This window comes from Mannheimia haemolytica (assembly GCA_900638155.1).
In the GTDB taxonomy this organism is placed as follows: Bacteria; Pseudomonadota; Gammaproteobacteria; order Enterobacterales; family Pasteurellaceae; genus Mannheimia; species Mannheimia glucosida.
This window is the reverse complement of record LR134495.1, coordinates 34,843-59,225: the sequence shown is the minus strand read 5'-3', so window position 1 is coordinate 59,225 and position 24,383 is coordinate 34,843. Positions and strand designations below refer to the sequence as shown.

The 24,383-nt window shown below is 42.6% G+C and carries 24 protein-coding genes and 1 other RNA gene; 16 read left to right on the top strand and 9 right to left on the bottom strand.

What is annotated here, in order from left to right; all coding sequences use genetic code 11:
* Positions 1-255: 255 nt before the first annotated feature.
* Positions 256-3,198, top strand: a complete 2,943-nt coding sequence (rne, locus tag EL242_RS00315) for a ribonuclease E (protein ID WP_126301065.1) — start codon at positions 256-258, stop codon at positions 3,196-3,198.
* A gap of 145 nt (positions 3,199-3,343) precedes the next feature.
* Positions 3,344-3,784: a hypothetical protein gene (locus tag EL242_RS00310; RefSeq protein ID WP_126301064.1), complete on the top strand. Its 441-nt coding sequence runs from the start codon at positions 3,344-3,346 to the stop codon at positions 3,782-3,784.
* 88 nt (positions 3,785-3,872) lie between these two features.
* Here EL242_RS00310 and EL242_RS00305 read toward each other — a convergent pair whose 3' ends face one another.
* From EL242_RS00305 to EL242_RS00290, 4 genes are all read right to left on the bottom strand, one after another.
* Positions 3,873-4,163, bottom strand: a complete 291-nt coding sequence (locus EL242_RS00305) for an HU family DNA-binding protein (protein ID WP_226318009.1) — start codon at positions 4,161-4,163, stop codon at positions 3,873-3,875.
* A 117-nt stretch (positions 4,164-4,280) separates the two neighbouring features.
* Entirely contained in the window at positions 4,281-4,871 is a 591-nt protein-coding gene (locus EL242_RS00300; RefSeq protein WP_006250347.1) for a YjaG family protein, read from the bottom strand.
* Between the two features lie 146 nt (positions 4,872-5,017).
* Positions 5,018-6,082: a uroporphyrinogen decarboxylase gene (gene hemE, locus EL242_RS00295; RefSeq protein ID WP_126301063.1), complete on the bottom strand. Its 1,065-nt coding sequence runs from the start codon at positions 6,080-6,082 to the stop codon at positions 5,018-5,020.
* 89 nt (positions 6,083-6,171) lie between these two features.
* Complete coding sequence (locus EL242_RS00290) at positions 6,172-6,729, bottom strand: UPF0149 family protein (RefSeq protein ID WP_126301062.1); 558 nt, start codon at positions 6,727-6,729, stop codon at positions 6,172-6,174.
* A gap of 78 nt (positions 6,730-6,807) precedes the next feature.
* Here EL242_RS00290 and EL242_RS00285 point away from each other — a divergent pair, with 78 nt between their 5' ends.
* From EL242_RS00285 to EL242_RS00260, 6 genes are all read left to right on the top strand, one after another.
* The gene (locus EL242_RS00285) at positions 6,808-7,098 is read left to right on the top strand and encodes a cell division protein ZapA (protein ID WP_006250856.1); all 291 of its coding nucleotides are present in this window, start codon (positions 6,808-6,810) and stop codon (positions 7,096-7,098) included.
* A 104-nt stretch (positions 7,099-7,202) separates the two neighbouring features.
* A non-coding RNA gene (gene ssrS / locus EL242_RS00280) (6S RNA) lies at positions 7,203-7,394 on the top strand.
* Position 7,395: 1 nt separating this feature from the next.
* Entirely contained in the window at positions 7,396-7,974 is a 579-nt protein-coding gene (locus tag EL242_RS00275) for a 5-formyltetrahydrofolate cyclo-ligase (RefSeq protein WP_126301061.1), read from the top strand.
* Entirely contained in the window at positions 7,971-8,759 is a 789-nt protein-coding gene (locus EL242_RS00270; protein ID WP_126301060.1) for an IclR family transcriptional regulator, read from the top strand. The genes EL242_RS00275 and EL242_RS00270 overlap by 4 nt, the downstream gene beginning before the upstream one ends.
* A gap of 93 nt (positions 8,760-8,852) precedes the next feature.
* Entirely contained in the window at positions 8,853-10,367 is a 1,515-nt protein-coding gene (gene putP, locus EL242_RS00265; RefSeq protein ID WP_006250857.1) for a sodium/proline symporter PutP, read from the top strand.
* 72 nt (positions 10,368-10,439) lie between these two features.
* A complete protein-coding gene (locus EL242_RS00260) occupies positions 10,440-11,606 on the top strand; it encodes an MFS transporter (RefSeq protein WP_126301059.1) in 1,167 nt (388 codons plus the stop codon).
* Between the two features lie 244 nt (positions 11,607-11,850).
* Here EL242_RS00260 and rsmI read toward each other — a convergent pair whose 3' ends face one another.
* Positions 11,851-12,723 carry a 16S rRNA (cytidine(1402)-2'-O)-methyltransferase gene (rsmI, locus tag EL242_RS00250; RefSeq protein ID WP_126301057.1) on the bottom strand — a complete coding sequence of 291 codons (873 nt, stop codon included), beginning with the start codon at positions 12,721-12,723 and terminating at the stop codon, positions 11,851-11,853.
* Between the two features lie 73 nt (positions 12,724-12,796).
* Between rsmI and EL242_RS00245 the strand changes: the two genes are divergently transcribed.
* The 6 genes from EL242_RS00245 to EL242_RS00220 all read left to right on the top strand — a co-directional run bounded on the left by EL242_RS00245 (position 12,797) and on the right by EL242_RS00220 (position 18,760).
* Positions 12,797-14,515 (top strand): penicillin-binding protein activator, encoded by a 1,719-nt coding sequence (locus EL242_RS00245; RefSeq protein WP_126301056.1) that lies wholly within the window; start codon positions 12,797-12,799, stop codon positions 14,513-14,515.
* On the top strand, positions 14,490-14,861 hold the full coding sequence (locus EL242_RS00240; RefSeq protein WP_006250860.1) for a YraN family protein: 372 nt from the start codon (positions 14,490-14,492) through the stop codon (positions 14,859-14,861). The genes EL242_RS00245 and EL242_RS00240 overlap by 26 nt, the downstream gene beginning before the upstream one ends.
* Positions 14,862-14,866: 5 nt before the next feature.
* On the top strand, positions 14,867-15,451 hold the full coding sequence (locus tag EL242_RS00235; protein ID WP_126301055.1) for an SIS domain-containing protein: 585 nt from the start codon (positions 14,867-14,869) through the stop codon (positions 15,449-15,451).
* Positions 15,452-15,460: 9 nt separating this feature from the next.
* Positions 15,461-16,051 (top strand): division/outer membrane stress-associated lipid-binding lipoprotein, encoded by a 591-nt coding sequence (gene dolP, locus EL242_RS00230; protein ID WP_044426780.1) that lies wholly within the window; start codon positions 15,461-15,463, stop codon positions 16,049-16,051.
* A 99-nt stretch (positions 16,052-16,150) separates the two neighbouring features.
* Positions 16,151-17,941: a pertactin-like passenger domain-containing protein gene (locus tag EL242_RS00225; RefSeq protein ID WP_126301054.1), complete on the top strand. Its 1,791-nt coding sequence runs from the start codon at positions 16,151-16,153 to the stop codon at positions 17,939-17,941.
* Between the two features lie 21 nt (positions 17,942-17,962).
* Positions 17,963-18,760, top strand: coding sequence for an autotransporter outer membrane beta-barrel domain-containing protein (locus tag EL242_RS00220; protein WP_126301053.1), 798 nt, complete (start codon positions 17,963-17,965; stop codon positions 18,758-18,760).
* A gap of 74 nt (positions 18,761-18,834) precedes the next feature.
* Here the strand turns inward: EL242_RS00220 and argE are convergent, their stop codons facing one another.
* Genes argE through rdgC form a run of 4 tightly spaced genes read right to left on the bottom strand, consistent with a single transcriptional unit; the run spans position 18,835 to position 22,322 of the window.
* Positions 18,835-19,977 (bottom strand): acetylornithine deacetylase, encoded by a 1,143-nt coding sequence (gene argE, locus EL242_RS00215; protein WP_126301052.1) that lies wholly within the window; start codon positions 19,975-19,977, stop codon positions 18,835-18,837.
* A 3-nt stretch (positions 19,978-19,980) separates the two neighbouring features.
* Complete coding sequence (locus EL242_RS00210) at positions 19,981-20,772, bottom strand: DUF998 domain-containing protein (protein ID WP_126301051.1); 792 nt, start codon at positions 20,770-20,772, stop codon at positions 19,981-19,983.
* A gap of 15 nt (positions 20,773-20,787) precedes the next feature.
* Entirely contained in the window at positions 20,788-21,393 is a 606-nt protein-coding gene (locus EL242_RS00205; RefSeq protein WP_126301050.1) for a beta-phosphoglucomutase family hydrolase, read from the bottom strand.
* A 20-nt stretch (positions 21,394-21,413) separates the two neighbouring features.
* Positions 21,414-22,322 carry a recombination-associated protein RdgC gene (gene rdgC / locus EL242_RS00200; protein ID WP_126301049.1) on the bottom strand — a complete coding sequence of 303 codons (909 nt, stop codon included), beginning with the start codon at positions 22,320-22,322 and terminating at the stop codon, positions 21,414-21,416.
* A gap of 76 nt (positions 22,323-22,398) precedes the next feature.
* On the opposite strand from rdgC, the gene proC reads away from it, so the two are divergent.
* Positions 22,399-23,217, top strand: a complete 819-nt coding sequence (proC, locus tag EL242_RS00195) for a pyrroline-5-carboxylate reductase (protein ID WP_126301048.1) — start codon at positions 22,399-22,401, stop codon at positions 23,215-23,217.
* The gene (locus EL242_RS00190; protein WP_126301047.1) at positions 23,214-24,371 is read left to right on the top strand and encodes a 3-phenylpropionate MFS transporter; all 1,158 of its coding nucleotides are present in this window, start codon (positions 23,214-23,216) and stop codon (positions 24,369-24,371) included. The genes proC and EL242_RS00190 overlap by 4 nt, the downstream gene beginning before the upstream one ends.
* Positions 24,372-24,383: the final 12 nt, after the last annotated feature.

The window sequence follows — 24,383 nt, the reverse complement described above, 5'->3', positions numbered from 1 at the left end:
TAACCCGTTATTTTTGCCTTGAAAAAGCAATAAAAAATTGCAAAAAATAAAGCAAAAATAACCGCTTGTAATAGAGATAAACAAGCCTTAAGTGATTGATTTTGCAGTTTCTTTGAGACAAGAAAAAGTAAACATAAGACAACTATCAACATACTATCGGAATGAAGACAGTCGTGAGATAGACACTAAAACCATTCCCGTATCAATGGGTCAAAATGACCGTGTAAGACAAAAACAAAATAATGAGAAAACACAATGAAAAGAATGTTAATCAATGCAACTCAAAAAGAAGAGTTGCGTGTTGCCCTCGTTGATGGGCAACGCTTATTTGACTTGGACATCGAAAGCCCGGGTCACGAACAGAAAAAATCCAATATCTACAAGGGTAAAATTACCCGTGTCGAACCAAGCCTTGAAGCTGCATTCGTGGATTACGGTGCAGAACGCCACGGCTTCCTACCTTTAAAAGAAATTTCCCGAGAATACTTCCCGTCAGACTATGTGTTTAACGGTCGCCCGAATATCAAAGATATTATTCAAGAAGGGCAAGAAGTGATTGTTCAAGTCAGCAAAGAAGAGCGTGGTAACAAAGGAGCAGCCTTAACCACCTTTATTTCGCTTGCGGGTAGTTACTTAGTTTTAATGCCGAACAACCCTCGTGCCGGTGGTATTTCCCGCCGTATTGAAGGCGATGAGCGTTTAGAACTCAAAGAGGCATTAGACTGCTTAGATGTGCCGGAAGATGTCGGCTTAATCGTGCGTACCGCCGGTGTGGGTAAATCACCGGAAGAGTTACAATGGGACTTAAAAGTCTTGTTACACCACTGGGAAGCAATTAAAAAGGCGGCGGAATCTCGCCCTGCTCCGTTCTTAATTCACCAAGAAAGTGACGTGATTGTGCGTGCAATTCGTGACTATCTACGCCGTGATATTGGCGAAATCTTAATCGACAACAAAAAAGTGTTCGAGAAAGCCAAAAACCACATTCGCCTTGTTCGCCCGGATTTCATCAACCGTGTGAAATTATACGAAGGCGAAGTACCGCTATTTAGTCATTATCAAATTGAATCGCAAATCGAATCGGCATTCCAACGTGAAGTGCGTTTACCTTCCGGTGGCTCTATCGTTATTGATGTCACAGAAGCATTAACAGCAATTGATATTAACTCCTCACGTTCAACCCGTGGCGGCGATATTGAAGAAACCGCTCTTAACACCAACTTAGAAGCGGCTGATGAAATTGCCCGTCAGTTACGTTTACGTGACTTAGGCGGTTTGATTGTGATCGACTTTATTGATATGACGCCGGTTCGCCACCAACGTGAAGTGGAAAACCGTATTCGTGAAGCGACACGCCAAGACCGTGCGAGAATCCAATTTGCCCGTATTTCCCGTTTCGGTTTGTTAGAAATGAGCCGTCAGCGTTTAAGCCCATCATTAAGTGAGGCTTCATCGCATATCTGCCCTCGCTGTCAGGGAACAGGTAAAGTACGTGATAATGAATCAATCGCACTGTCGATTTTACGTTTATTAGAAGAAGAGGCAATCAAAGAAAACACAGCACAGGTTCACACCATTGTGCCGGTGCAAATCGCCAGCTACTTACTCAACGAAAAACGTAAAGCGATTTCCAGCATTGAAAAACGCCACGATGTACAAATTGTCGTAGTACCGTCTGAAAGTATGGAAACGCCGCATTTCAGCGTATATCGCCTGCGTGAAAATGAAATTACCCCAACGTTAAGCTACGATTTAACCAAGCATTATGAAGCTCGTAATGAGGAAGAACACCCACATCATCACCATCAAGAAGATGTGTTAGTCACCCGTAACGAGCCGGTGATTACGGTAGAGTCTGTGTTACAAAGCTCGGAGCTGAATCTCCAACCTTCGCCAACACCTACCGAACCACCAAAACCATCACTATTAAGCCGCTTAATTGCGACCATTAAAGGCTGGTTTAGCGAAGAAAAAGTGGAAGAAAAACCGAAGCCGAAAGCACGCAACCAGCGTGATCGTCGCCAACGCCGTGAACGCCCGAACCGCAATACCAAAGCGGAAAACCAAGAGCGTAAAACCGTGCAAGCTCAAGCTACTCCAACGGAAGAAAAACCGGTGCGTAGCGAGAAAAAAGCACGCCGAGCGGTAGTGGAAGAAGTTTCCGGCGTAACCGAGCAAGAGAGTCGTAGCAGCTCCCGTGAGGTTCAAACCGAACGCCGCCAACGCCGTGATCTACGTAAAAAAGTGCGTGTCGAAACACAAGAAGTAGAAGCAGAAAATCTAACACCTGCTGTTGAGGAAACGGTAGCAAAACAAGTTGAAAATGTGCAAAAAAATCAGCAAATTCAACCGCTTATAACCCAAGAAGTACCTGTTGAAACAACCTCTACGGTAGAAACAACGAACGAAGGACGTGAAAATAACCGCCAACGCCGTTTACCTCGCCATTTGCGTGTGGGCAATCAGCGTCGTCGTGAAAATCAACGCAATCAGGTTATTTCTCCTATGCCTCTAACTTCAGCTGTTGCTTCTCCTGAGCTTGCGAGCGGTAAAGTTTGGGTTCAGGTTACCTCTACTGCTAAAGCAGAGGAAAAAGCACCATTCTTATCCGTTGATCAAATGCTTGAACAGCAAGAAAATCAGCCTGTTGAGACAGAGAAAAAATCAGAAGAGAAGAAACTTCAGACAGTTAGTCCGCTAGGTGGTTTTGTAGCACAACCAACTAACCGTGATTTGGTTAAGGAGAAACAAGAACAGCTTTCCAAACCGAAGGAAGAAAAAGTTGCTTCTGAAGACGTAAAACCAGTAGAAGTAAAGGAGCATATTGCTCCATTTGGCAGTGTGGTTGCTCAGCATTCTGAACGTGATTTAGTTAAAGAGAAAAATGAGCGAGTTAGTAAATTCCAATCACAAGCAACAGTTGCACCAGCGATTGTGGAAGATGTTACTCACCCGATTGAAGTGCCAAAATCAGCTTACGAAAGCGATTATCGATTTAACGGCAGATTAGGTACATTCTCTCGTGTTGAGCATACCCAAGCCGCTATGACGATTGCTTCTGCACCAAGTGACAAGCTTGAAGTAGTCGAAATTAGCCAATGGCAAAACTCTAAATACTATTTCTATGGCAAAGGGTTTGGCGGATATACCAGCGCAGTGAGCCAAGTGCAGTCAGCGCCTCGTTCAACCAATGGTTAAGTACAATTAATTGGTTTAAATGCCTATTAGTTATAACTAATAGGCATTTTTTTATCAAAGTATGAACTTTCTATCAATTTTTCTGCCTAAGTAAACGCACTTTATTACAAAGTGCGTTATTTTTAGTTTATTTAAGGAACTCGGTATGAAAAAATCATTTTTATCATTATTAGTGTTAGGTACAACTATGGCACTTGCTGCTTGTGATCAGGCAAAAGAAGCCGCGCAATCAACTACAGACAAAGCGGTTGAAGTAAAAGAAGCTGTAGCTGAAAAAGCTGCAGAAGTTAAATCGGCTACTGAAGCGAAGGTTGAAGAGTTGAAAGCGGCAGCAAATGATGCAGCTCAAGCAACAGCAGATAAAACAGAAGAGGCAAAAAAGGCAGTGGCAGAGAAAGCCGCTGAGTTAAAAACCACAACTGAAGCTAAAGTGGAAGAACTAAAAGCAGCAGCAAGTGATGCGACTCAAGCAACAGCAGATAAAGCAGAAGAAGCTAAAAAGGCAGTAGCTGAGAAGGCAGCAGAAGTGAAAGTTGAGACAGAAACAAAAGTTGAAGAAATGAAAAAAGCGATTGAAAGCAAATAGTGCTTTTTAGTTTCTCTGTAGCTATCGAAACACGCTAAAAATAAAGCCTGGATTATAATCCAGGCTTTATTTTTATATCTTTAAAGAATTATTTTACTAAATCTTTTAATGCTTTACCTGAAACGAATGCAGGTACTTTAGCTGCTGCAATTTTGATCTCTTCACCAGTTTTTGGGTTACGACCAGTACGTGCTTTACGCTCATTTACTTTAAAAGTACCGAAGCCGATTAATTGAACAGCGTCGCCTGCTTTTAAGCTTGCAGAGATTGCATCAAGAGTTGCTTCTAATGCTGCTTTAGCATCTTTCTTGGTTAAGTTTGCACCAGCGGCGATAGCATCGATTAACTCAGTTTTGTTCATAGTTTTATCCTCTAAGATATGTGTTTTTAATAAATGACGTAAAACGTCTGAGAAGTTATTGAAACCTTGCGATAGCTTAATTCAAAGTTAAGATTTCTCAAAGTATTATTAAGCAAGATTTTGCAAATATCAATGCTATTGGTTAATATTTAACCCGATATTACTAATCCCGCTGCTTCTGATTTCATCTTTAAGTTCAAAAATGAGATCAAGATCACGTTTTTCACATTCGTTTAGCAAGCGGTATATTTGCCACTGTACGTCCAGTTCTTCTTGAATTTCTTCAGAATTCTTTAGCTCTTGCTCGTTCAGTTCTTTATCTTGTTGCATTTCCAAATAGCTGGCAACTGTGCCTAATGAAATTTGGCTGATGCGGATTGCTTGTTCAAGGGTTGAACCAGCGATAATACTGTGAAGAAGTTCAGAAAGGGCTTCGCAAGCTTCCTGTGCAGGTAAGACACCAAAAAACGCATATTCGTTCACATCAGGAATGATTTCTTCTAATTTTTCCAGTTGGTTATCGAAATTAATTTTTGCCCCTTTTATGGTTAAATATTCCCAGACTAAATTTAAAATATTTTGGAATACCTTAGCTTTTTCAGGCTGTTCGGTTACTTCACAAAAAAGCTGATAGTTAGGGTACATTCTTTCGCATAGGCACGCCATAAAGGTGGTGTTTTGCCAAGGCTCGAAACGTTCCATGCGTTTATGAATCGGGTTTCTCATTGTATTTCCTTCTTTATTTTTCAGAGAGAAGGGAACGATTTTGCAAAATTCTGTATAAAAATGACCGCTTGCCCCTCTCCCTGATTTTTCTTCTGAACAAAGAAAAATCTGTCCCTCTCCCACAAGGGGAGAGGGCATTTTATCCATTATTTATGATACTGCTTCGAGTAGTTGTGAATCGCATCAACAAACACTTTCGGGCTTTCCACCGGTACATCTAAGTGAATACCGTGTCCAAGATTAAAGACGTGTCCGCTGCCGTTACCAAAACCGGCAAGAATGTTTTTCACTTCTTGTTCGATTCGTTCAGGGCTTGCATACAGCACGCTAGGATCCATATTGCCTTGCAACGCAACTTTGTTGCCAACACGGCGGCGAGCATCGGCAATATCCACCGTCCAATCTAAGCCAACCGCATCGCAGCCGGTGTCTGCAATCGCTTCTAACCATAAGCCACCGCCTTTGGTAAATAGCGTAACAGGCACTTTACGTCCTTCATTTTCTCGAATTAAACCGTCCACAATTTTGTGCATATAGTGTAATGAGAAGGCTTTATAATCCTCGTGAGCCAATACACCGCCCCAAGTGTCGAACACCATCACTGCTTGAGCACCGGCTTTGATTTGGGCGTTTAAGTATAAAATCACACTGTCGGCTAACTTATCCAGCAACTTGTGCAGAATGTGTGGTTCGGCATAGAGCATTTTTTTGATTTTGGTAAATGCTTTGCTTGAACCGCCTTCGACCATATAGGTGGCGAGTGTCCAAGGGCTGCCTGAAAAACCAATTAATGGCACTTCGCCTTTCAATTCTCGGCGAATGATACGCACCGCATTCATTACATATTGCAACTCGTCTTCCGGATCAGGAATCGGTAGCTGATTGACATCATTGAGGCTTGCCACCGGGCGGGCAAATTTCGGGCCTTCTCCAGCACCAAAACTTAAACCTAAACCCATTGCATCAGGCACAGTTAAAATATCGGAAAATAGGATAGCAGCATCGAGTTCATAACGGCGTAGCGGTTGTAAGGTCACTTCACACGCTAAATCAGCGTTGCGGCAGAGCGACATAAAATCGCCGGCTTCTGCTCGGGTGGCTTTATATTCCGGCAAGTAACGCCCGGCTTGACGCATCATCCAAACTGGGGTCATATCCACCGGTTCACGCAAAAGGGCTTTTAAATAGCGATCATTTTTAAGTTGAGACATTGGTTTTTCCTTTGATATTCGTAGGGCGAAAATATTTTTCGCCCTTAATAATACATTTGCAAAATTTTAGTAAAATTGAACCGCTTGTATTAATGTAATTGTGGCTTTTCTTCTGTTTTCGGCACGCCTAAAGCAAAATGACTGTGTAAGAACAAGGCTAAAACACGCAGATATTCCAACACTTCTTCGCCTGCTTCCAGCAGTTCCTCGTTATTATCATCGTCACTGTAGCCTAGTTTGGCGATTTCATCTAAATCATCAATCGCCTCGCCAACCTCATCGGTTTCTTGTTGTAATTTAGGTTGAGCAACACCAAGCCCGAGTAAGAAACTGTTTGTCCATTCGGAGATACCATCAGCCAAAGCAAAACCATCTTCTTCGTTTTGTGGCAACCAAAGACTAAACAGCGTGTTGGCTTCAGAAAAGCTTTCAGTTAATTGCTGATAAAAATCGGTTAAAGTGTTTAACGGCTCGATGGAAAATGCGTGTCCGTCATTGGTAAATTGGTAGGTGAGGGTTTTCCAAGATTCATCTTGAATACCGCCGGCAATTAAACCGCATAAAAAACCGTGAAACTCTGCCGGTGTGTCATCAATCTGTAATTGTGATACCAGTTGTTTAAATTGTTGGGAATCTGTGATAGCCATAATGGGATTATTTGTGATTTTGCTAAAGAATGGCATAATATAGCAAAAATTTTGCGATTAAGTGAGGATTTCGTATTTATGTCGGCAAATAATATCGAACTACAGATTTTTGGGCAGGTTTTACGCTTGCAATGCCCTGTTGAACAGCAAGAGCATTTACTGGCTTCAGCACAGCGTTTGGAAGAGCGTGTGGCGGTATTGAAAGAGCAGTCCGGCATTATTCAGCTTGAAAAAGTGTTAGCGATTGTGGCATTGAATTTAAATTATGAACTGGAACAAGCCCAACGCCAAAATGCAGAAAATAAAAATGTGTTGGTCGCTTGTATTGAGCAGTTAGATAATTCGCTTGGTAAATTCCAATCTAATTAGGTAATTTTTAATCAAATTGATTAGGAATAAAGCCAAAAAGATTGAGAATTTGCATTTTGTGGTATTAAATACTAGGAAAAATCATCAAATTCCGTTACTATAAGTCTTGCCTGGGGTGTGCGTTACGAGTTACGTCCCTGAGCCGATAATTTGAAACTTTGAGTTGGACATCTAACGCTGGTGAGCAGGCTTACCCTAATTTAATTAGGAGTAAGAAGCCTAAAAGCAGTTAAGTTTGACTCCCTTGAACCGACTGGTTCAAGGACCATTACTGGTAGCGGCATCTCGGGTCTTTATATGAATCAATCATCTTTAACCGATCTTCGTAGCCAATTACGGCAATCAATGCGGCTTAAACGGCAAAGTTTAACTGCCGGTCAGCAAACTCAAGCAGCCGAATCTATTATTCCTCAAGCCCTTTCATTGATTGAATCTTACCAAGCCTCACATATTGCGTTTTATTTGCCTTTTAACGGTGAAATTTCACCTCTGCCTTTAATGGAACAATTACTTCAACAGGGCAAGAAGCTATATCTGCCGTTGCTTCACCCTTTTACAAGCGGTCAATTATTGTTTTTAAATTACAATTGCAAAACATCTTTAAAATTTAACCGCTTGGGGATTCAAGAGCCGGTGTTAGATGTTAGGAATATCATTCCGTTGCAAGAATTAGAGATAATTTTTACCCCGCTTGTCGCTTGTGATAAAGCCGGAAATCGGCTGGGAATGGGTGGTGGCTTTTATGATAGAACCCTTGCTCAAGCACCGCATCTGATTAGTGTCGGTTTGGCACACGAATGTCAGCAAGTCGAACAATTACCGATTAAGAGTTGGGATATGCCGTTAGATCATATTATTTTGGGAGTAGCCAAATGAATGCAAAGAAAGAAAAGGAATCGAGTGGAAATCAAAGTTTAATTCGTGGCTTAACACTATTGGAATTGTTAGCGAAATTCCCAAACGGCTGTCCGCTTGCCCATTTAGCCGAGCTTTCGGGGCTGAACAAAAGCACGGTTCATCGCTTGCTACAAGGCCTACAACAAGAGGGCTATGTCCGCCCCGCACCGACCGCGGGCAGTTATCGCTTAACCACTAAATGTTTGGCAATCGGGCAGCGAGCCTTAAGTTCGATTAACATTTTGCATATCGCTGCCCCACATTTAGAAGCCCTAAATTTAAGCTTAGGCGAGACGGTAAATTTTGCGATGCGGGAAAACGATCACGCCATTTTAATCAATAAATTGGAAGCAACCACCGGAATGATGCGTACCCGAGCCTATATCGGGCAACAAATGCAACTCTATTGCTCGGGAATGGGAAAACTGTTTCTTGCTTATGGTTCGGCAGATTACATTCCACAATATTGGCAGACTAAATCGGACATCATTCAAAAACTGACGGTCAATACCATCACCACGATTGACGGAATGCAAACCGAGCTGGAAACCATTCGCCGTCAAGGTTTTGCAATGGATAACGAAGAAAATGAATTAGGGGTTTCTTGTATTGCTTGCCCGATTTTTGATCACCAACAAAAAGTCCATTATGCGATTTCTGTTTCGCTTTCAACTGCTCGTTTAAATCAGCTGGGGCGGGAAAATCTACTACCGGCTATTCAAGAAACAGCAGAAAAAATTTCAGCTGAGCTGGGCGGACGGTAATTTTGTGTTGCCATTTTGATTATTTCAGGTAATCTTTTATCCTTTACTCACTTTAATCTTTATACAATAAGAAATCTTGAGGATTCATTAATAATGTTTGGTCTTGATCCAACAACAATTATGTTTGTTGTCTATATTCTAGGAATGATTGCCATCGGCTTTATTGCCTATCGTGTTACCAATAACCTTTCAGACTATATTTTAGGCGGTCGCCGTTTAGGTAGCTTTGTGACCGCACTTTCTGCCGGTGCATCAGATATGTCCGGCTGGTTGCTGATGGGATTACCCGGAGCCGTTTATGCAGGCGGTTTGATAGAAGGCTGGATTGCTATCGGTTTAACTATCGGTGCTTATCTAAACTGGAAATTAGTCGCAGGCAGATTACGCTCTCACACGGAACACAGTGGCGATGCCTTAACCTTACCCGAATACTTCCACAATCGTTTTGGCGATAAAACCCGTTTAATTAAGATTTTATCAGCGGTCATTTTTTTACTCTTTTTTGCAATTTATTGTGCATCGGGCGTCGTGGCCGGTGCGAGAGTATTTGAAAACTTATTTGGCTTACCTTACCACCAAGCAATTTGGTATGGGGCTGTTGCTACCATTCTTTACACCTTTATTGGTGGTTTCTTAGCAGTAAGTTGGACGGATACTATTCAAGCTTCATTAATGGTTTTTGCCCTGATTCTTACCCCGTTTTTTGTGATGTATAACTTAGGTGGTTTTGATGAAATGCAAGCCTTAATTGATCGTGCAGGCGAGATGGCACAAAAAGACTACAACGACATTTTCACCGGCACCAGCGTATTAGGCATTATCAGCTTAATGGCGTGGGGGCTGGGTTATTTCGGACAACCGCATATTGTGGTGCGTTTTATGGCGGCAGAAAGTGTGAAGTCTCTTGAAAATGCACGCCGTATCAGTATGACTTGGATGGTGATTTGCTTATTAGGTGCAATCGGTATTGGTTATTTTGGTATGGCATATTTCTTTGGACACCCGGAGCAAGTTGGTAATATCAGCAAAAACCCGGAACAAATTTTCATTGAATTAGCTAAATTGTTATTTAACCCTTGGGTAGCCGGCATTTTATTATCTGCCATTCTTGCTGCGGTAATGAGTACCCTTTCCGCTCAATTACTGATTTGTTCAAGTGCGATTACCGAAGATTTATACAAAGGCATTTTACGCCCTCAAGCCTCTGATAAAGAACTGGTTTGGTTAAGCCGCTTGATGGTGCTTGCGGTGGCAGCATTAGCTATTTATATCGCCCAAGACCCGGACAGCAAAGTATTTGGCTTAGTGCGTAATGCGTGGGCAGGTTTCGGCTCGGCATTCGGGCCTGTGGTCTTGCTTTCACTATTTTGGAAACGTATGAACGGTTTTGGGGCGATTGCCGGAATGCTGACCGGTGCGTTAATCGTGCATTTCTGGGGCGATATTACACTTAAGCTCGCCTTACCGGAAATTTACTCGATGATCCCGGGCTTTATTGCTGCTACCCTAATGATCATTGTGGTATCACTTATCACGCCAATGCCAAGCAAAGCCGTGTTAGACACCTTTGACCGTGCCAACAAAGCCTATTTGGCAGAAGTGAAATAATGAAATTTGGCTTAAGGTCTCCTTAAGCCATTTTTTTGCAAAAAATTTGAGAAATGTAACCGCTTGTAAGCTATGACTAACCTCCTGCTCGCTATTATTTACCTCTCTTTTATCAGCCTTGGGTTGCCTGATGCAATTTTAGGCTCGGCGTGGCCGTCAATGCACCAACAGCTTGCTGTTCCGCTTTCCTATGCAGGTGTGGTCTCGATGATTATGTCGATTGGCACTATTACCTCTAGCTTAATGTCGGACAAACTGACCTACCATCTCGGCACAGGCAAAGTAATGGTCATTAGCGTTGCCTTAACCGCGTTAGCATTATGGGGCTTTTCAATCAGTGATTCTTTCTGGATCTTATGTTTATGGGCAATTCCTTACGGCTTAGGGGCTGGAGCGGTTGATGCGGCGTTGAATAACTATGTAGCAGTTCACTACGCCAGCCGCCATATGAGCTGGCTGCATTGTATGTGGGGCGTTGGAGCTTCTATCGGGCCGCACATTTTAGGCTACGCCTTATTGCAAGGGCGAGGCTGGGAGGCAGGCTATTTCACCATTTCAATGTTACAAATCGGGCTAACGCTAATGCTGTTTTGCTCAATGCCTTTTTGGAAATCACGTAAGCAGACTATCGCTGAAATCAACCATTCGGCAAAACCGATGAGCTTAAAAGAAACGCTAAAAATTCCGGGCGTGAAATATGGCATTTTAGCGTTTTTTGGCTATTGTGGCGTAGAACAAACCGCCGGACTGTGGGCGAGTAGTTATTTTGTGATGGTCAAAGATGTTAGTTTAGAGCAAGCGGCTGCGTTCGGCAGTATTTTCTTTATCGGCATTACTGTTGGCAGAGGCGTAAGTGGCTTCTTGACGCTTAAATTTAGCAACAGACAAATGATTAAACTCGGTTCAGCCTTGATCTTAGTCGGCATTGCCATACTATGCTTACCGCTAGGCAAATATGTTACGCTGGCAAGTTTAATTATCATCGGGCTGGGCTGTGCCCCGATTTTCCCGTGCTTAATTCATTCTACCCCTGCGTTTTTCGGCGAGGACAAATCACAATCGGTGATCGGCGTGCAAATGGCAAGTGCCTATATTGGCGTGCTGTTATTGCCACCGATTTTCGGCTTTATCGCTAATGCCATCAGCATTCAATTATTACCGCTTTACTTGCTGTTGATGTTTGCGATTATGGCGTATGCTTATCGGAATTTAGTGCGAGAAACTTCCCCCTCTCCCTGATTTTTCTTCTGAACGAAGAAGAATCTGTCCCTCTCCCACGAGTGGAGAGGGGTCGACAAGCGAATAATTTAGCTCTCTCCCCTTATGGGACAAATGTTTACATTTGAACGTTGGCTTTGCCAACGGCTCCGAAGGAGCGAGCGTAGCGAGTATTGAGACCGGGAAATGTTTCGTTCAGAAACATTTTTCAGAGAGAGGGGAGTGCCAATCTGCAAAAAACTCACAAAATCTGACCGCTTGTCTGTTACTCAAAATGCTCCAATCCATATTGATACAACGCATTTTTCTTATAGCCAAAGGTTTCTGCCACAATGGCAGAGGCTTTTTTAAGCGGGAGTTCTTGGCAGAGTAATGCCAGCAATTTGATTGCTTGTCCGGAAAAGGCTTCCTCACTACTTTGTGGTTTGCCTTCAACCACCAGCACAATCTCGCCTTTAATGCGGTTACTGTCTTCCTTCAGCCAGCCGATTAAGTTACCTAGTTGATCACCGTAAATGGTTTCCCACGTTTTCGTGATTTCCCTTGCCATCACCACATAGCGATCTTCGCCAAAAACAGTCTGCATATCGGCAAGGGTGTCTAAAATGCGGTGGGTAGATTCATAAAAAATCAGCGTGCGAGGCTCGTTTTCAAGCTCGGTAAGTTTATCGCAGCGGGATTTTGTTTTTGCCGGTAAGAACCCTTCAAAACAAAAACGGTCTGAAGCAATGCCTGAAGCACATAATGCGGTAACAGCGGCACAAGCACCGGGAATCGGCACAACTTTTACCCCTGCTTGGCGGCAATGGCGGACAAGATGAAAGCCGGGATCGCTAATCAGTGGCGTGCCGGCATCGGAAATTAGGGCGATATTTTCACCTTTTGCTAATTTTTCGACTAAAACGACCGCTTTCTGCTGTTCATTATGGTCGTGCAAGGCGAAAAACGGTTTTTTAATGCCGTAGTGGCTTAGCAATAAACCGCTGTGGCGGGTGTCTTCGGCGGCGACTAAATCGACAGATGCTAGGGTGTCTAATGCCCGTTGGGTAATATCGCCTAAATTGCCGATAGGCGTGGCAACAATATATAAAATTCCGTAATTTGGGTTGATTTCAGATGAATTTTGTCTGTTTTTCATTTGCTTTTAGCTCGTTTGATAAGTAAGATTTCACATTAAATTTAGCACATTATATTCTATTGAGGATCTGACAATGGCAACTATTTTAAACCATACAATGAAAAAGGCATTGGTGCCAACGGCGATTGCATTATTCATTTCTGCCTGTACATCGGTAAATCCTGTCACCGAATCCATTAAAAATGAAGCCTATTCAAGCTCGGAATTCTATATTAATAAAGCAGATCAAACCAAAGAAGCGGAAGATAAAATTTCGTATCAACTTTTAGCGGTACGCAAATTAATTGATGAAAATAAGGAATATGAAGCACAAAACACTTTTAGTGAAATTCTGACCGCAGAGATGAGCGAGGTGCAAAAGTTAGAGTATGCTTTGGTTTCCGCTCAGCTTGCCGCCTTACAAGGGAAAAACGAGCAAGCAACAAGCCAATTAAAAGCCATTCAAGATCCGCTAAGTTCGGCACAGCGTTTGCGTTATATTCAAACCCAAGCCCGTATTGCTGCCAATCAGAAAGATGTGATTGGCATTGTGCGTGCAAGATCGCAACTTAACAATTTCTATAAAATGAACCGTGAACGCCAAGAAAATAACGATATTATTTGGCAAACCTTGCGTGATGCAAATCGAGGAATGCTGGAAAAAACTGTGCCTGAAGCGGGTGAGATGGAGCTTGCTGGTTGGTTGGCATTAATTAATATCTATAATCAAAATGTGACGACACCGGCACAAATGCCACAAGCAATTAATAATTGGAAAGCCCAATACCCGAGCCATAGTGCGGTTGCCGTAATGCCAACGGAATTACAAGGGGTGAATAATTTCCAACAAACCCAGTTAAACAGTGTCGCATTGCTATTGCCTTTAAGTAGTGATGCAAAAATTTTGGGTGATATTATCAAGCGTGGTTTTAATGATGCTAAGGCTGATGACCCAACCGCAGTGCAAACTTTTGATACCGATTCATCTGATGTTAATTCCTTAATTTCACAGGCAAAACAGCAAGGGGCAAATGTGATTGTCGGGCCATTGCTCAAATCTCGTGTTGATGAAATGCTACTTAGCCCAGAAATCCAAAACGTGAATATTTTGGCACTGAATGCCACTGAAAATGTGCGTAATATTGCTCAGGTGTGTTACTACGGTTTATCTCCTGAATCTGAGGCACAATCAGGGGCGGAAAAAATTTATCAAGACGGTAATAGTGTCGCTATCGTTGCCGCCCCTCAAGATGACTACGGCAACCGCTCGGCAGAAGCCTTTGCCAAACGCTGGCGTCAGCTTACCAATAGCGATGCCGATGTGCGTTATTACAACCAACCGCTTGATGCCGTTGCCGCTATTCAAAATGCAGGCGTGAGCAAAGCAGCTTTATATATTTTGGGGAATGCCGAGCAAGTATTAGAAATTAAACAAGGTATTGATAGCTCAACCTTAAAAGATCGTTTAGCGATCTATACCTCATCTCGCAGTAATTCGCCAAATAACGGCATTGATTTTTACACTTCAATGGAAGGGGTAAAATTTAGTGAAGTGCCACTGTTAGCTGATCAAAGTTCTAGTGAATATAAAAAAGCCGAGAATTTAGCCAATAGCGATTTCTCAATGATGCGTTTATACGCAATGGGGGCTGATGCGTGGTCATTGGCAACCAAATTCAATGAATTCCGCCATATTCCGGGCTACAAAATTTCAGGTTTAACCGGTGAGTTAAAAGCCGGACAACATTGTAATATTGAACGTAGTTTATCTTGGATGCAATATCGCAATGGAGCTATTCAACAAGCTTATTAATAAACGGGAACAAGGCTCGTTTTATGAACAAAAAGCCCGAGTGTTTTTAGAACAGCAAGGGCTTCGTTTTGTTGCCGCTAACCAAGCATTTAAAGGTGGCGAACTGGATCTGATTATGCAAGACGGACAAACCGTTGTGTTTGTAGAAGTTCGCCAGCGTAAAAGCAACCGCTTCGGTTCAGCCGTTGAGAGTATTGATTACCGCAAGCAACAAAAATGGCAAAATGCTGCTAATATGTGGTTGCTTAAACAAAACCAAAGTTTAGAAACCGCAAATTGCCGTTTTGATGTGGTTGCTTTTGAAGGAAACCAAACGCCTGTGTGGATTCCTAACTTTTTAGGTTAGATAGAATGTTAAATAAAATCCAAGATAGATTTACCGAAAGTATTCAAACCCAAATTTCCGCCGCTGAGCTATTGCCGGCTAAATTAAGCGAAGCGGCAAACCGCATTGTTGCCTGTTTGTTGCGTGGCGATAAAGTCATTGTATGCGGGCACGGTCGCTCTTATGGTAATGCCGAATTATTGGTCAGCCACTTACTTCACCGTTATGAACTGGCAAGACCGAGTTTTGCTGCCGTACAACTGCAATTAAGCGGTGTATTTGCAGGGGTTGTGGCACAAGATAACGAGTTAGAGGCTGTTTATAAAAAACAGTTGCAGGCGGTTGCAAAAGAGGGTGATCTCTTCATTGTTTTTTCGCCTGTGGGTAATGAAGAATGTATATTGCAAGCTATTCATACGGCGAAAAATCAACATTTAGATTTAGATATTATTGCACTAACAGGCAGTAATAACGACCACACACTTGGCTTATTAGACGAAAGTGATATTGAAATTTCAGCCCCTTCGACTAATGAACTCAGGGTGATTGAAAGCCATCACTTTTATGTAAATTTATTATGCGAACTTATCGACCATTTACTGTTCTCGTAAGGAGAGATTATGAACAAATTAGCAAATAAACTATTAAAGGGCAGCCTATTAGTATTAGGCTTTATCTCTTTACAAGGTTGTATTACTACAGCAGTGGTGACTTCCGCTGCGGTTGCGACAAAAGTGGCGACAGACCCACGCACTACCGGCACGCAAGTTGATGATGAAATTTTAGAAGAAAAAGTCGCCTACAACATTAATAAAGACGAGCAAATCAAACAAGAAGCCCGCATTAATGTAGTCGCTTACAACGGCAAAGTGTTATTAATTGGGCAAGCACCAAGTATGGACGTAGTGGAAAATGCGAAAAACCTCGCTGCAGGGGCAGAAGGTGTGACTGAAATTTACAACGAAATCCGACAAGGCGAAAAAATCGGCTTTGGGCAGATTACACAAGACAGCTGGATTACCACCCAAGTGAAATCCAAACTTCTGGTAAACGGCGAAGTAAAAGCCACCGAAGTGAAAGTAGTCACCGAAAACGGCGAAGTGTTTTTAATGGGCAAAGTCAGCCAAAACCAAGCTGATGCCGCTGCCGAAGCCGCCCGTAATGTAGGTGGCGTAACCAAAGTGGTAAAAGTGTTTAGTTATGCACAGTAATTGATAAGGCGAACCTTAGTGTTCGCCTTATTTCGTTAATTTGCAAGTTTTTAGGGAAATTTGACCGCTTGTTTTATTAATAAAATAGGAATAAACGATATGAAAAAGACAGCATTATTTAAATTAAGTGCATTAAGTCTTGCATTAGCAGGACAATATGCTTATGCAGATTTAGTTAATCATACTTGTTCTGTGAGTTCCGATTGTTATTATTCAACATTACAGTCTGGTACTACCACAGCTGATGGTAAGACTAATACCGAATATTATTGGTATCTAAATTCTACTAAATTAGGTAAGCACAATGATGATCTAGAGGCTTCGGTTACTCCTCAGCACTACCAAAATATACCTTCACCTGATGATAATATCCGTGGTTCTAATTCTTTAATTGGAATTGGTAATTCTGATAAAGACTTTTTTTCTCTTGCTGAATTAGAGTACAAAAGAAAAGCTAGCCTATATATCCCATCAGGCACGACAGCAACCGTTGCTAATAGTGGTCGTCACAATGCTAATGTTGTATCTATCAGAAATGCGAATGCTAAGATTGATTCAGGTGTTAGATTACAAGCAGGAGAATCAGAAGATGAGAAAGCATTGCTGGTAACTATTGATGTATCCGGTGAAAGTAATGTGACAACTTCCGCAGATATTATATTAAAAAGTAGAGATGCTACTGGCATTTGGGCAAATGATAGTTCAACAGTAACAGCTAAAAATCATAAAATTGAATTATCGCCTGAATCATCGGGAGTTTTAGCTCGTGATAATGCAAAGGTAGTATTAGAAAATGTAAATATTACTGGCTCTAATGCATTGCAATTTGCATTAGAGGTTGGAGAGTCAGGCTCATCTATTGAGTTTAATCAAGGTACTATTGATTTAACGAATGATATTTTAACTGTGGCTGCTAGCTTAGGTACAGGAAAAATAGATATTAATCATAGTAATGTGAATGCGAATTATGCGGTGTTTTCGGACGCGTATTGGTATAAAGAAAATGAAGATTATACTTCTGCTCATAGTGTTGTGAATATCAACCATAGCAATGTTACCGGTAGAGAATTATTTGTGGCAGTAAATACCAATGAAGCTACAGAACCGCTTTCTCGTGATTATTCTACAACAGTGAATGTTGAGAGCAGTAAGATCTCAGGTAGAGTTGTGAATATGAGAGATGTTTCCGATGAAAATGAGGATAACGAATTAGATATTCGCATTGATACACAAGCCAATACTAATGTTGATCTTACAATGAAAAACAGTCAATGGACGGTAAATGGTGATAGCCATTTAAATGGACTAGCAATGGCAAATTCCACAACCTCATTGCAAAAAACGGGCGATCAATTCCAAACTTTGACGATTACGGATTACTTAATCGGCAACGGTCATTTCGATCTCAATACTGATCTCGCCAACCAACAATCCGACAAAATTGTGGTAAAAGGCGAAGATAGTGGTCGTTTCACATTAGGCATTAAGGACAGCGGAAATGAGCCAAAGGCTGCGAATGGTAAAGTTACGTTAGTTGAAACTCAAACGGGTCAAGCTCAATTTAGCTTAAAAGATCGTGAATATGTGGATGCTGGGGCGTATCGTTACCGCTTAAACAAAGAGGGAACAAATTGGGTATTGGCAAACCGCCAAGCTGAACCAGTTAAAAATAACCCTACTCAGCCTACGCTCCCTGCTAAGCCTGTAACACCGGCATCTACTGAACCAACTCAGCCAGCGGTTCAGCCAAAACCTGTAGTTCCAACTCAGCCGGTTGTTGTTCAACCGACACAACCTCAACCAATACAACCTAGCCAACCTATTGTTGCACCTGTGTTAAAAGCATTAAGCGAAAAATCGAACGCTCTTGTCTCTCTCCGCCAAGCTTAGGGCGTATTACTCAGTCAAAACCTGCAAGGGGTTCATCAGCGTTTAGGCGAGCTGAAAACAGATAAATCTAGCAATGTGTGGGTAAAAAATACCAATAGCCGGAGTGAAGCTAAAGCCCAAAATGTAGCGGTAGATAGCCGTTCTTCAGGTTTTGAGATGGATTCTCACAGCTTACAAGTTGGGGCGGATCGTGCTGTTAATGATAATCTGCGTTTAGGCGGATTTGTAGGTACAAGCCGTGCCGATGTGGATTTTAACGGCGAATACAGTAAAGGCAAATTACGTTCACAAGCGGTCGGGTTATACGCAACTTTTGCAAATGAGCAAGGCTGGTATCTGGATAATATTGCCAAATATGAACTCTTAACCGCTAAATTTGTTGATGAAAAACGTAAATACAATGCGGTTAGCCTTTCAAGTGAAATTGGAAAACGTTTTGCACTAAGCAATGATTGGAGTATTACGCCACAAGCTCAGCTTGCTTATCATACCATTAACGGAAAAGCTGATGAGAGCCGTTTAAATCTCTTTACTGCTCGTGCTGGCGTGCGTGTTGCAAAAAGTTTTACGTTGAATAATGGCTGGAATGTACAACCTTATGCGGAAGTGAATGCGATTACTGAAAAAGCGAATAAGGCAAAAGTGCGAGTGAACCAATATCAATTTGATGTGGCAGAAAATAAAGGCAGAGTACAAACTGCATTAGGTTTAACCGCAGGTAATAGAAACCACCGCTTAGGCTTAGAGGCTTCAATTACTTCGGGTAGCAAATTTAAACAACCACTTAGTGTGTTAGCGAATTATCGTTATCAGTGGTAATTATTTGCAAAAAATCAGGCAGATTTAACCGCTTGTACAAGGTAGGGGCAATTGAAATTGCCCCGATTTTGATCTTATCCACAAAAATGATAAATCAATTTAGTTAATAGCTCTTTTGTCGGTTCAATATATTTCATTTCCAAAAACTCATCGGGTTGGTGGGCTTGTTCAATAGAGCCGGGGCCTAGCACCAGCGTTGGGCAGAGTTGTTGGATAAAAGGAGCTTCGGTGCAGTAATTGACGGCATCGCATTTTTCGCCCAGTAGTTTTTCAACCACTTGCACGATTTGTGCCGAGTGTTCGCATTCGTAGCCCGGAATGCCATCGTGTAAATGGCGGATTTCGATTAAATTGCCATATTGTTCCAGCATCGGTTTTAAATGCTCGTTGACCATTGCATACAAATCTTGTACCGCCATATTCGGCAGAGGTCGCATATCAAATTGCAATTCGCAGCAGGCACAAATGCGGTTAATCGCATCGCCGCCGTGAATATTGCCGAAGTTCATTGTCGGGTGGGTGACTTGGAACAGCGGATTGTGGTATTTCTCTCGCAGTTCATCACGCATTTTCATTAAATAACCGATAGATTGGTGCATTAACTCAATCGCATTAATGCCTTTGGCGGGGTCGCTGGAGTGTCCGCTTCTGCCGGTAATGCGAACCGATTCGCCAATATGCCCTTTGTGGGCTCGAATCGGCTTGAGCGAGGTCGGCTCGCCGATAATGGCACAATCCGGGCGGATATGGGTATGTTGCGCAAAGGTTTTTGCCCCCAGCATTGTGGTTTCTTCATCGGCGGTGGCAAGAATGCGAATTGGCTTTTTGATTTGAGTTAGGTCGAGTTGGCTCACCACCTCCACCACAAAGGCGAAAAAGCCTTTCATATCTGCCGTGCCTAAGCCGTAGAGTTTGCCTTCTTTTTCGGTTAATTGAAACGGGTTGAAGCTCCATTTTCCTTCATCAAACGGCACTGTGTCGGTATGCCCTGCCAATAATAATCCGCCTTCACCCTCTCCATAGGTGGCAAGTAAGTTGTATTTATTGCGACTGCCTTCTACCGCTAAAATCTCGGTTTTAAAGCCGAAATCTGCCAGCCAAGTAGCAAGCAATTCAATCAAACGGCGGTTCGATAAATCTTCTTCGGCAACAAGGCTGGAAATGGTCGGTAGCTCAATTAGTTGCGAATAGCGTTGAATAAAGGGAATCTGTTTCATTGGTTATCCTTGTTGTCTGAATGAGGGCAATTTCCACAGGCGTTTAATGATGGCAAAACCGGCTAAGATTTCCCACAGCATAATGGTGTAAATACCTACTCGTTCAATTAACGGGCTAAACAGGGTTGGCAGGAAAATTGTGATTAAAATACAGATTGCCCCAAGAACGCCTGCACCAATGCTAAAGCGTTTAAAAAATTGCAGTGCAGGGTGGTAGAGGTCGAGACCTGCGATGATCAGGGTTAAATTGCCGATTAAAAACGTAATGCTTGCCCCTAAATTGTAAATGCCGAATTCGCCACGACTGCTTGGCTGAATGCCTGCAACCAGTGAGCAGCCAATCGCAAAGCATAGCGAAAGTAATAAGCCGATTACCCGCAATTTATTTTGAGTAACGTGAGTGATGCCGATTGCATAAATAAAGAAAAAAACCACCGCTTGTAGCACAAACATTGAACGCATCACCACCGAAAGCGGCGATAGTTGGCTGATTTTGTCGTCTATCATTGTGCCGACCGGAATCATCAATTCAAGGGTACTATGGTGGAAGTAGGTAGTGAGTGATCTTTCGCTAAATAAAATCGTGATGTGTTCCGCCACCAAATAAAATAATCCGCTAAAGCTCGATACCATTGCAATAATAAAAATTAAAAAGGCGCAGCTTTTGCGAAAACAAGGGTGCATTAGGAAAGGGTAAAATTTCACCCCAAATGAACCGCTGGTAAAGTAGTTTTCGATGGCTTTGGAAAGCGTGGTTAATTGTTGAATTAAATGTTTAATCCATTCTGTTTTCATATAAACCTATCATTTTTAACGGGTTGAGTGAGTTATCGTATTCGTACGTACATCAAACACGTCCATATTGCCGTTGAGGGCGGCTTGCACGCCTAAATTGGCATCTTCAAACACCAAACAGCGGTGTGGGGCAATGCCAAGTTTTTCCGCACATTTTAAAAAGGTTTCAGGGGCTGGCTTATGGTTGCTTACATCATCAGAATCTACAATAACCGAAACATATTGACGTAAGTTAAATTTTTGGTCTAATAATTCCACCATTGCACGGTGTGAGCCTGTGCCGATTGCCATTGGTTTTTTGCCAACGTTAGCTTTAATAATCTCAAAGGCAGGCAACAGAGTGGCATTGGCTAACACCATTTCAATCCCAAATTCCCGTTTTAGTTGTACCACTTGCTCAAAATAATGCTCGGGGATATTGGAGCGTTGCATTATTTCTCGGGCAATCACAAAAGTGGTTGAGCCACTCAGTTCGTACATTGGCTTTGGATTGATTGGGTAGCCTAACACTTCGCCCACCTTTTCCCACGCCTTGGCGTGGCTTGGCATCGTGTCAATTAATGTGCCGTCCATATCAAAAATCAAGGCGTCATATTGGTCGATAATGGTTTGAGCTAACATTGCTTTCCTTAAATTTTGTCTTAAATTCTGGATTTAATTCCGCCAAATTCGGCAATCATTTTTTCGGTGAAAAGTTTCAGCTCTTCGGTCATTAATAAGAAATCGGCATCAAAGCGTTGAGCCACATCTTCTTTGAGAATATCGTCATTTTTCTCTCGCACTTCATCGGCAAACTTCAGGCGTGAAAGCGTGGCGTCTTCATTTAACACGCAACTGAAATGCCCTTCCCATTCAATCGCAAGTTTTGTGATAAATTTGCCCGCTTGTAAGTGCTGGGCGATTTCTTCTGCCTCTAAATCTTGGCGTTTACAGCGAATAATGCTGTCGGTATCGAAAGATTTCAGCTCTGCTTCTTCTAACAAGTTCAACCAACTTGGCGTATGCCCTTTGGCGATCCAATTCGTCATTACCTCTGTCGGTGGTAGGGTAAAGGAAATTGGCACAACCGGCAACGAGCCAAGTGTTTTTCGCAGTAACGCCAGCGTATCTTCCGCCCGTTTGCTTGAGGCTGCATCAACATAAACCAACTGATTATCTAAATCCAACCAAAGTGCGGTAAATTGATGTTTGCTGAATGCTCGTGGCAATAAGGCAGAAACGACCTGATCTTTCACCGCTTGTTTTTCGGTTTTTTTTAGCTTGCGAGCCTCTTTTTCTTCCAGTTCGGCAATTCGCTGTTCGGTTTCGGCTTTCACTACATTGGCAGGTAATAATTTATCTTCTTTGTGTGAAATCAGCAAAAATTGGTTCGCTTGTGAGAAATGCAGTAAATCCGAGCCGGCAAGTGGCGTAGCCCAGCCGAATTTGCTCATATCGTGCTGGCTGCAAGGGGTAAAGCGGGTTTCTTGCAGTAGCTCGTTAAGGCGATTGCTTTCCAACGCCAGTTCGCTGGTTAATTTATAGATCATCACATTTTTGAACCAAACCATTTTTGCATATCCTTTATCGGGTGTAGAATAGGGTTATTTTAACAGACCCCAACCCGACACAGTAGAGAATTTGCAAATGAACGAGAAAAAACTTGCCTTTATCGGCACCGGCAATATGGCATATGCGATTATTCAAGGCTTATTAAAAAGCGGTTATGCCCCAGAACAAATCATTGCGTGTAATAAAAGTAACTTAGCTCGCCGAGCAGAGCTACAAGCGGTCGGAATTACGACAAATTTTGCAAATCGTGAGGCGGTAGAGCAGGCGGACGTAATTGTGCTGGCGGTAAAACCACAGATGATGGCACAAGTATGTGACGAGTTTGCTGATGTTGATTTTTCCAACAAATGGGTCATTTCGGTGGCAGCAGGCATTTCGGTGCAACGTTTGGAATCATTGTTGCCGAGTGCGAAAAATATTATTCGTACGATGCCAAACACCCCTTCTTTAATTGGCGAAGGAATGACCGGATTATTTGCAAAAAAATCGGTTAATCCGACCGCTTGTCAATTTGCCGAACAGTTGATGTCAGCCGTTGGTAAATGTTACTGGGTGGAAACTGAGGAACAAATCAACCACATCATTGCGATTACCGGCTCAAGCCCGGCGTATTTTTTCCGTTTTATGGAGGCAATGCAGCAAAGTGCCGTGCAAATGGGCTTTTCCGAGCAAGATGCAAGACTATTAGTGCAATCTGTCGCATTAGGGGCAGCGAAATTGGTGGAAGCGAATCCAACTACGCCACTTTCGACTTTGCGGGAAAATGTGACCTCAAAGGGCGGCACAACGGCGAAAGCCCTTGAGGTGTTTGAGCAGCACGATCTTGCTAAAACCGTTGATGATGCAATGTGGGCGGCGATTCATCGAGCCAGAGAAATGGAGCAATCGTTATGATGAAAGTCTCACCGTTCCAATGGGCGGCATTTAATTACTTTGGCTTTTTCTGTGCCTATGGCGTGCTATTGCCGTTTTTGCCGGTGTGGCTCAAACATCACGGCTATTCCACCGAAATGATTGGTTTATTTGCCGCCGTTGGCTATTTATTCCGTTTTGCCGGTAGTATGCTTGCCTCACAACGGGTAAAAACCGTGAACCAGCTCATTCCTACCGCTCGCAGTTTAACTTGGCTCAATATTGCGGCTGCGGTGGCGTTGTTATTTTCAGGGGATTTCATTTGGCTCCTGTTTCCGGTGTTAATGTTGTTTCAAATCTTTAATTCGGGGGCAATGCCGATAGCTGATAGTATTGCCTCAATTTGGCAACATCAGATCGGGCTGGATTACGGCAGAGCAAGGTTATTTGGCTCAATGGCATTTGTGGTGGGATCACTTTCTGCCGGTTATCTTATCGGCTTGCTTGGTGAAAATGCAGTGGTGTGGATTATTATCGGTTTCTTGGTTTTTTTAGGAATAGGGCAGTTTGCCACGCCAAAAGTCGGGTTTGACGAACAAGGAAATAAAGCCAATACTTCAAGCGTAACTTATCGCCAATTATTGAAAGAGCCAGAAACCTTAAAAATGTTGGTTGCGGTGTCGTTAATTTCAGCCTCGCACGCGGCTTATTACACTTACAGCACCATTCATTGGTCGAATGCCGGTATTTCAACCGCAATGACCAGCCTGTTTTGGGGCTTGGCGGTGGTGGCGGAAATCTTGTTCTTTTTGGTCTCTAAACGTTTGTTTAAATCGTGGAAAATCAGCCATTTAATGATTTTAGCTGCCATTTTTGCAGTGATTCGCTGGGCAATAATGGGTAGTACCACCGAGGTTGTGCTGATTATTATAATGCAAATGCTACATTCCATTACCTTCGGGGCGGCTCACATTGCGATGATTCGCTATATTTCGATGCAGTCGGCAGAACGTGTGACGAAATTGCAAGGTCTCTATTTTGGTTTGGCAAGCTGTGCTTTTATGGCAGTATTTACCTTTATTGCCGGAATGGTCTATCAACACTCCCCAAGCCTAACATTTTGGCTGATGTCAATTTTTACCCTACCTGTCATTTTTATTGTGCCGAAAAGGTTTGAAGTGCAGATTAATAGATAGCAAAAATGCCGA

What these genes read in the sequence shown, in the direction of transcription:
- rne (WP_126301065.1), top strand. Translation starts at nt 256, where the DNA reads ATGAAAAGAATGTTAATCAATGCAACTCAAAAAGAAGAGTTGCGTGTT.
- EL242_RS00310 (WP_126301064.1), top strand. Translation starts at nt 3,344, where the DNA reads ATGAAAAAATCATTTTTATCATTATTAGTGTTAGGTACAACTATGGCA.
- EL242_RS00300 (WP_006250347.1), bottom strand. Translation starts at nt 4,871, where the DNA reads ATGAGAAACCCGATTCATAAACGCATGGAACGTTTCGAGCCTTGGCAA.
- hemE (WP_126301063.1), bottom strand. Translation starts at nt 6,082, where the DNA reads ATGTCTCAACTTAAAAATGATCGCTATTTAAAAGCCCTTTTGCGTGAA.
- EL242_RS00290 (WP_126301062.1), bottom strand. Translation starts at nt 6,729, where the DNA reads ATGGCTATCACAGATTCCCAACAATTTAAACAACTGGTATCACAATTA.
- EL242_RS00285 (WP_006250856.1), top strand. Translation starts at nt 6,808, where the DNA reads ATGTCGGCAAATAATATCGAACTACAGATTTTTGGGCAGGTTTTACGC.
- EL242_RS00275 (WP_126301061.1), top strand. Translation starts at nt 7,396, where the DNA reads ATGAATCAATCATCTTTAACCGATCTTCGTAGCCAATTACGGCAATCA.
- EL242_RS00270 (WP_126301060.1), top strand. Translation starts at nt 7,971, where the DNA reads ATGAATGCAAAGAAAGAAAAGGAATCGAGTGGAAATCAAAGTTTAATT.
- putP (WP_006250857.1), top strand. Translation starts at nt 8,853, where the DNA reads ATGTTTGGTCTTGATCCAACAACAATTATGTTTGTTGTCTATATTCTA.
- EL242_RS00260 (WP_126301059.1), top strand. Translation starts at nt 10,440, where the DNA reads ATGACTAACCTCCTGCTCGCTATTATTTACCTCTCTTTTATCAGCCTT.
- rsmI (WP_126301057.1), bottom strand. Translation starts at nt 12,723, where the DNA reads ATGAAAAACAGACAAAATTCATCTGAAATCAACCCAAATTACGGAATT.
- EL242_RS00245 (WP_126301056.1), top strand. Translation starts at nt 12,797, where the DNA reads ATGGCAACTATTTTAAACCATACAATGAAAAAGGCATTGGTGCCAACG.
- EL242_RS00240 (WP_006250860.1), top strand. Translation starts at nt 14,490, where the DNA reads ATGGAGCTATTCAACAAGCTTATTAATAAACGGGAACAAGGCTCGTTT.
- EL242_RS00235 (WP_126301055.1), top strand. Translation starts at nt 14,867, where the DNA reads ATGTTAAATAAAATCCAAGATAGATTTACCGAAAGTATTCAAACCCAA.
- dolP (WP_044426780.1), top strand. Translation starts at nt 15,461, where the DNA reads ATGAACAAATTAGCAAATAAACTATTAAAGGGCAGCCTATTAGTATTA.
- EL242_RS00225 (WP_126301054.1), top strand. Translation starts at nt 16,151, where the DNA reads ATGAAAAAGACAGCATTATTTAAATTAAGTGCATTAAGTCTTGCATTA.
- argE (WP_126301052.1), bottom strand. Translation starts at nt 19,977, where the DNA reads ATGAAACAGATTCCCTTTATTCAACGCTATTCGCAACTAATTGAGCTA.
- EL242_RS00210 (WP_126301051.1), bottom strand. Translation starts at nt 20,772, where the DNA reads ATGAAAACAGAATGGATTAAACATTTAATTCAACAATTAACCACGCTT.
- EL242_RS00205 (WP_126301050.1), bottom strand. Translation starts at nt 21,393, where the DNA reads ATGTTAGCTCAAACCATTATCGACCAATATGACGCCTTGATTTTTGAT.
- rdgC (WP_126301049.1), bottom strand. Translation starts at nt 22,322, where the DNA reads ATGGTTTGGTTCAAAAATGTGATGATCTATAAATTAACCAGCGAACTG.
- proC (WP_126301048.1), top strand. Translation starts at nt 22,399, where the DNA reads ATGAACGAGAAAAAACTTGCCTTTATCGGCACCGGCAATATGGCATAT.
- EL242_RS00190 (WP_126301047.1), top strand. Translation starts at nt 23,214, where the DNA reads ATGATGAAAGTCTCACCGTTCCAATGGGCGGCATTTAATTACTTTGGC.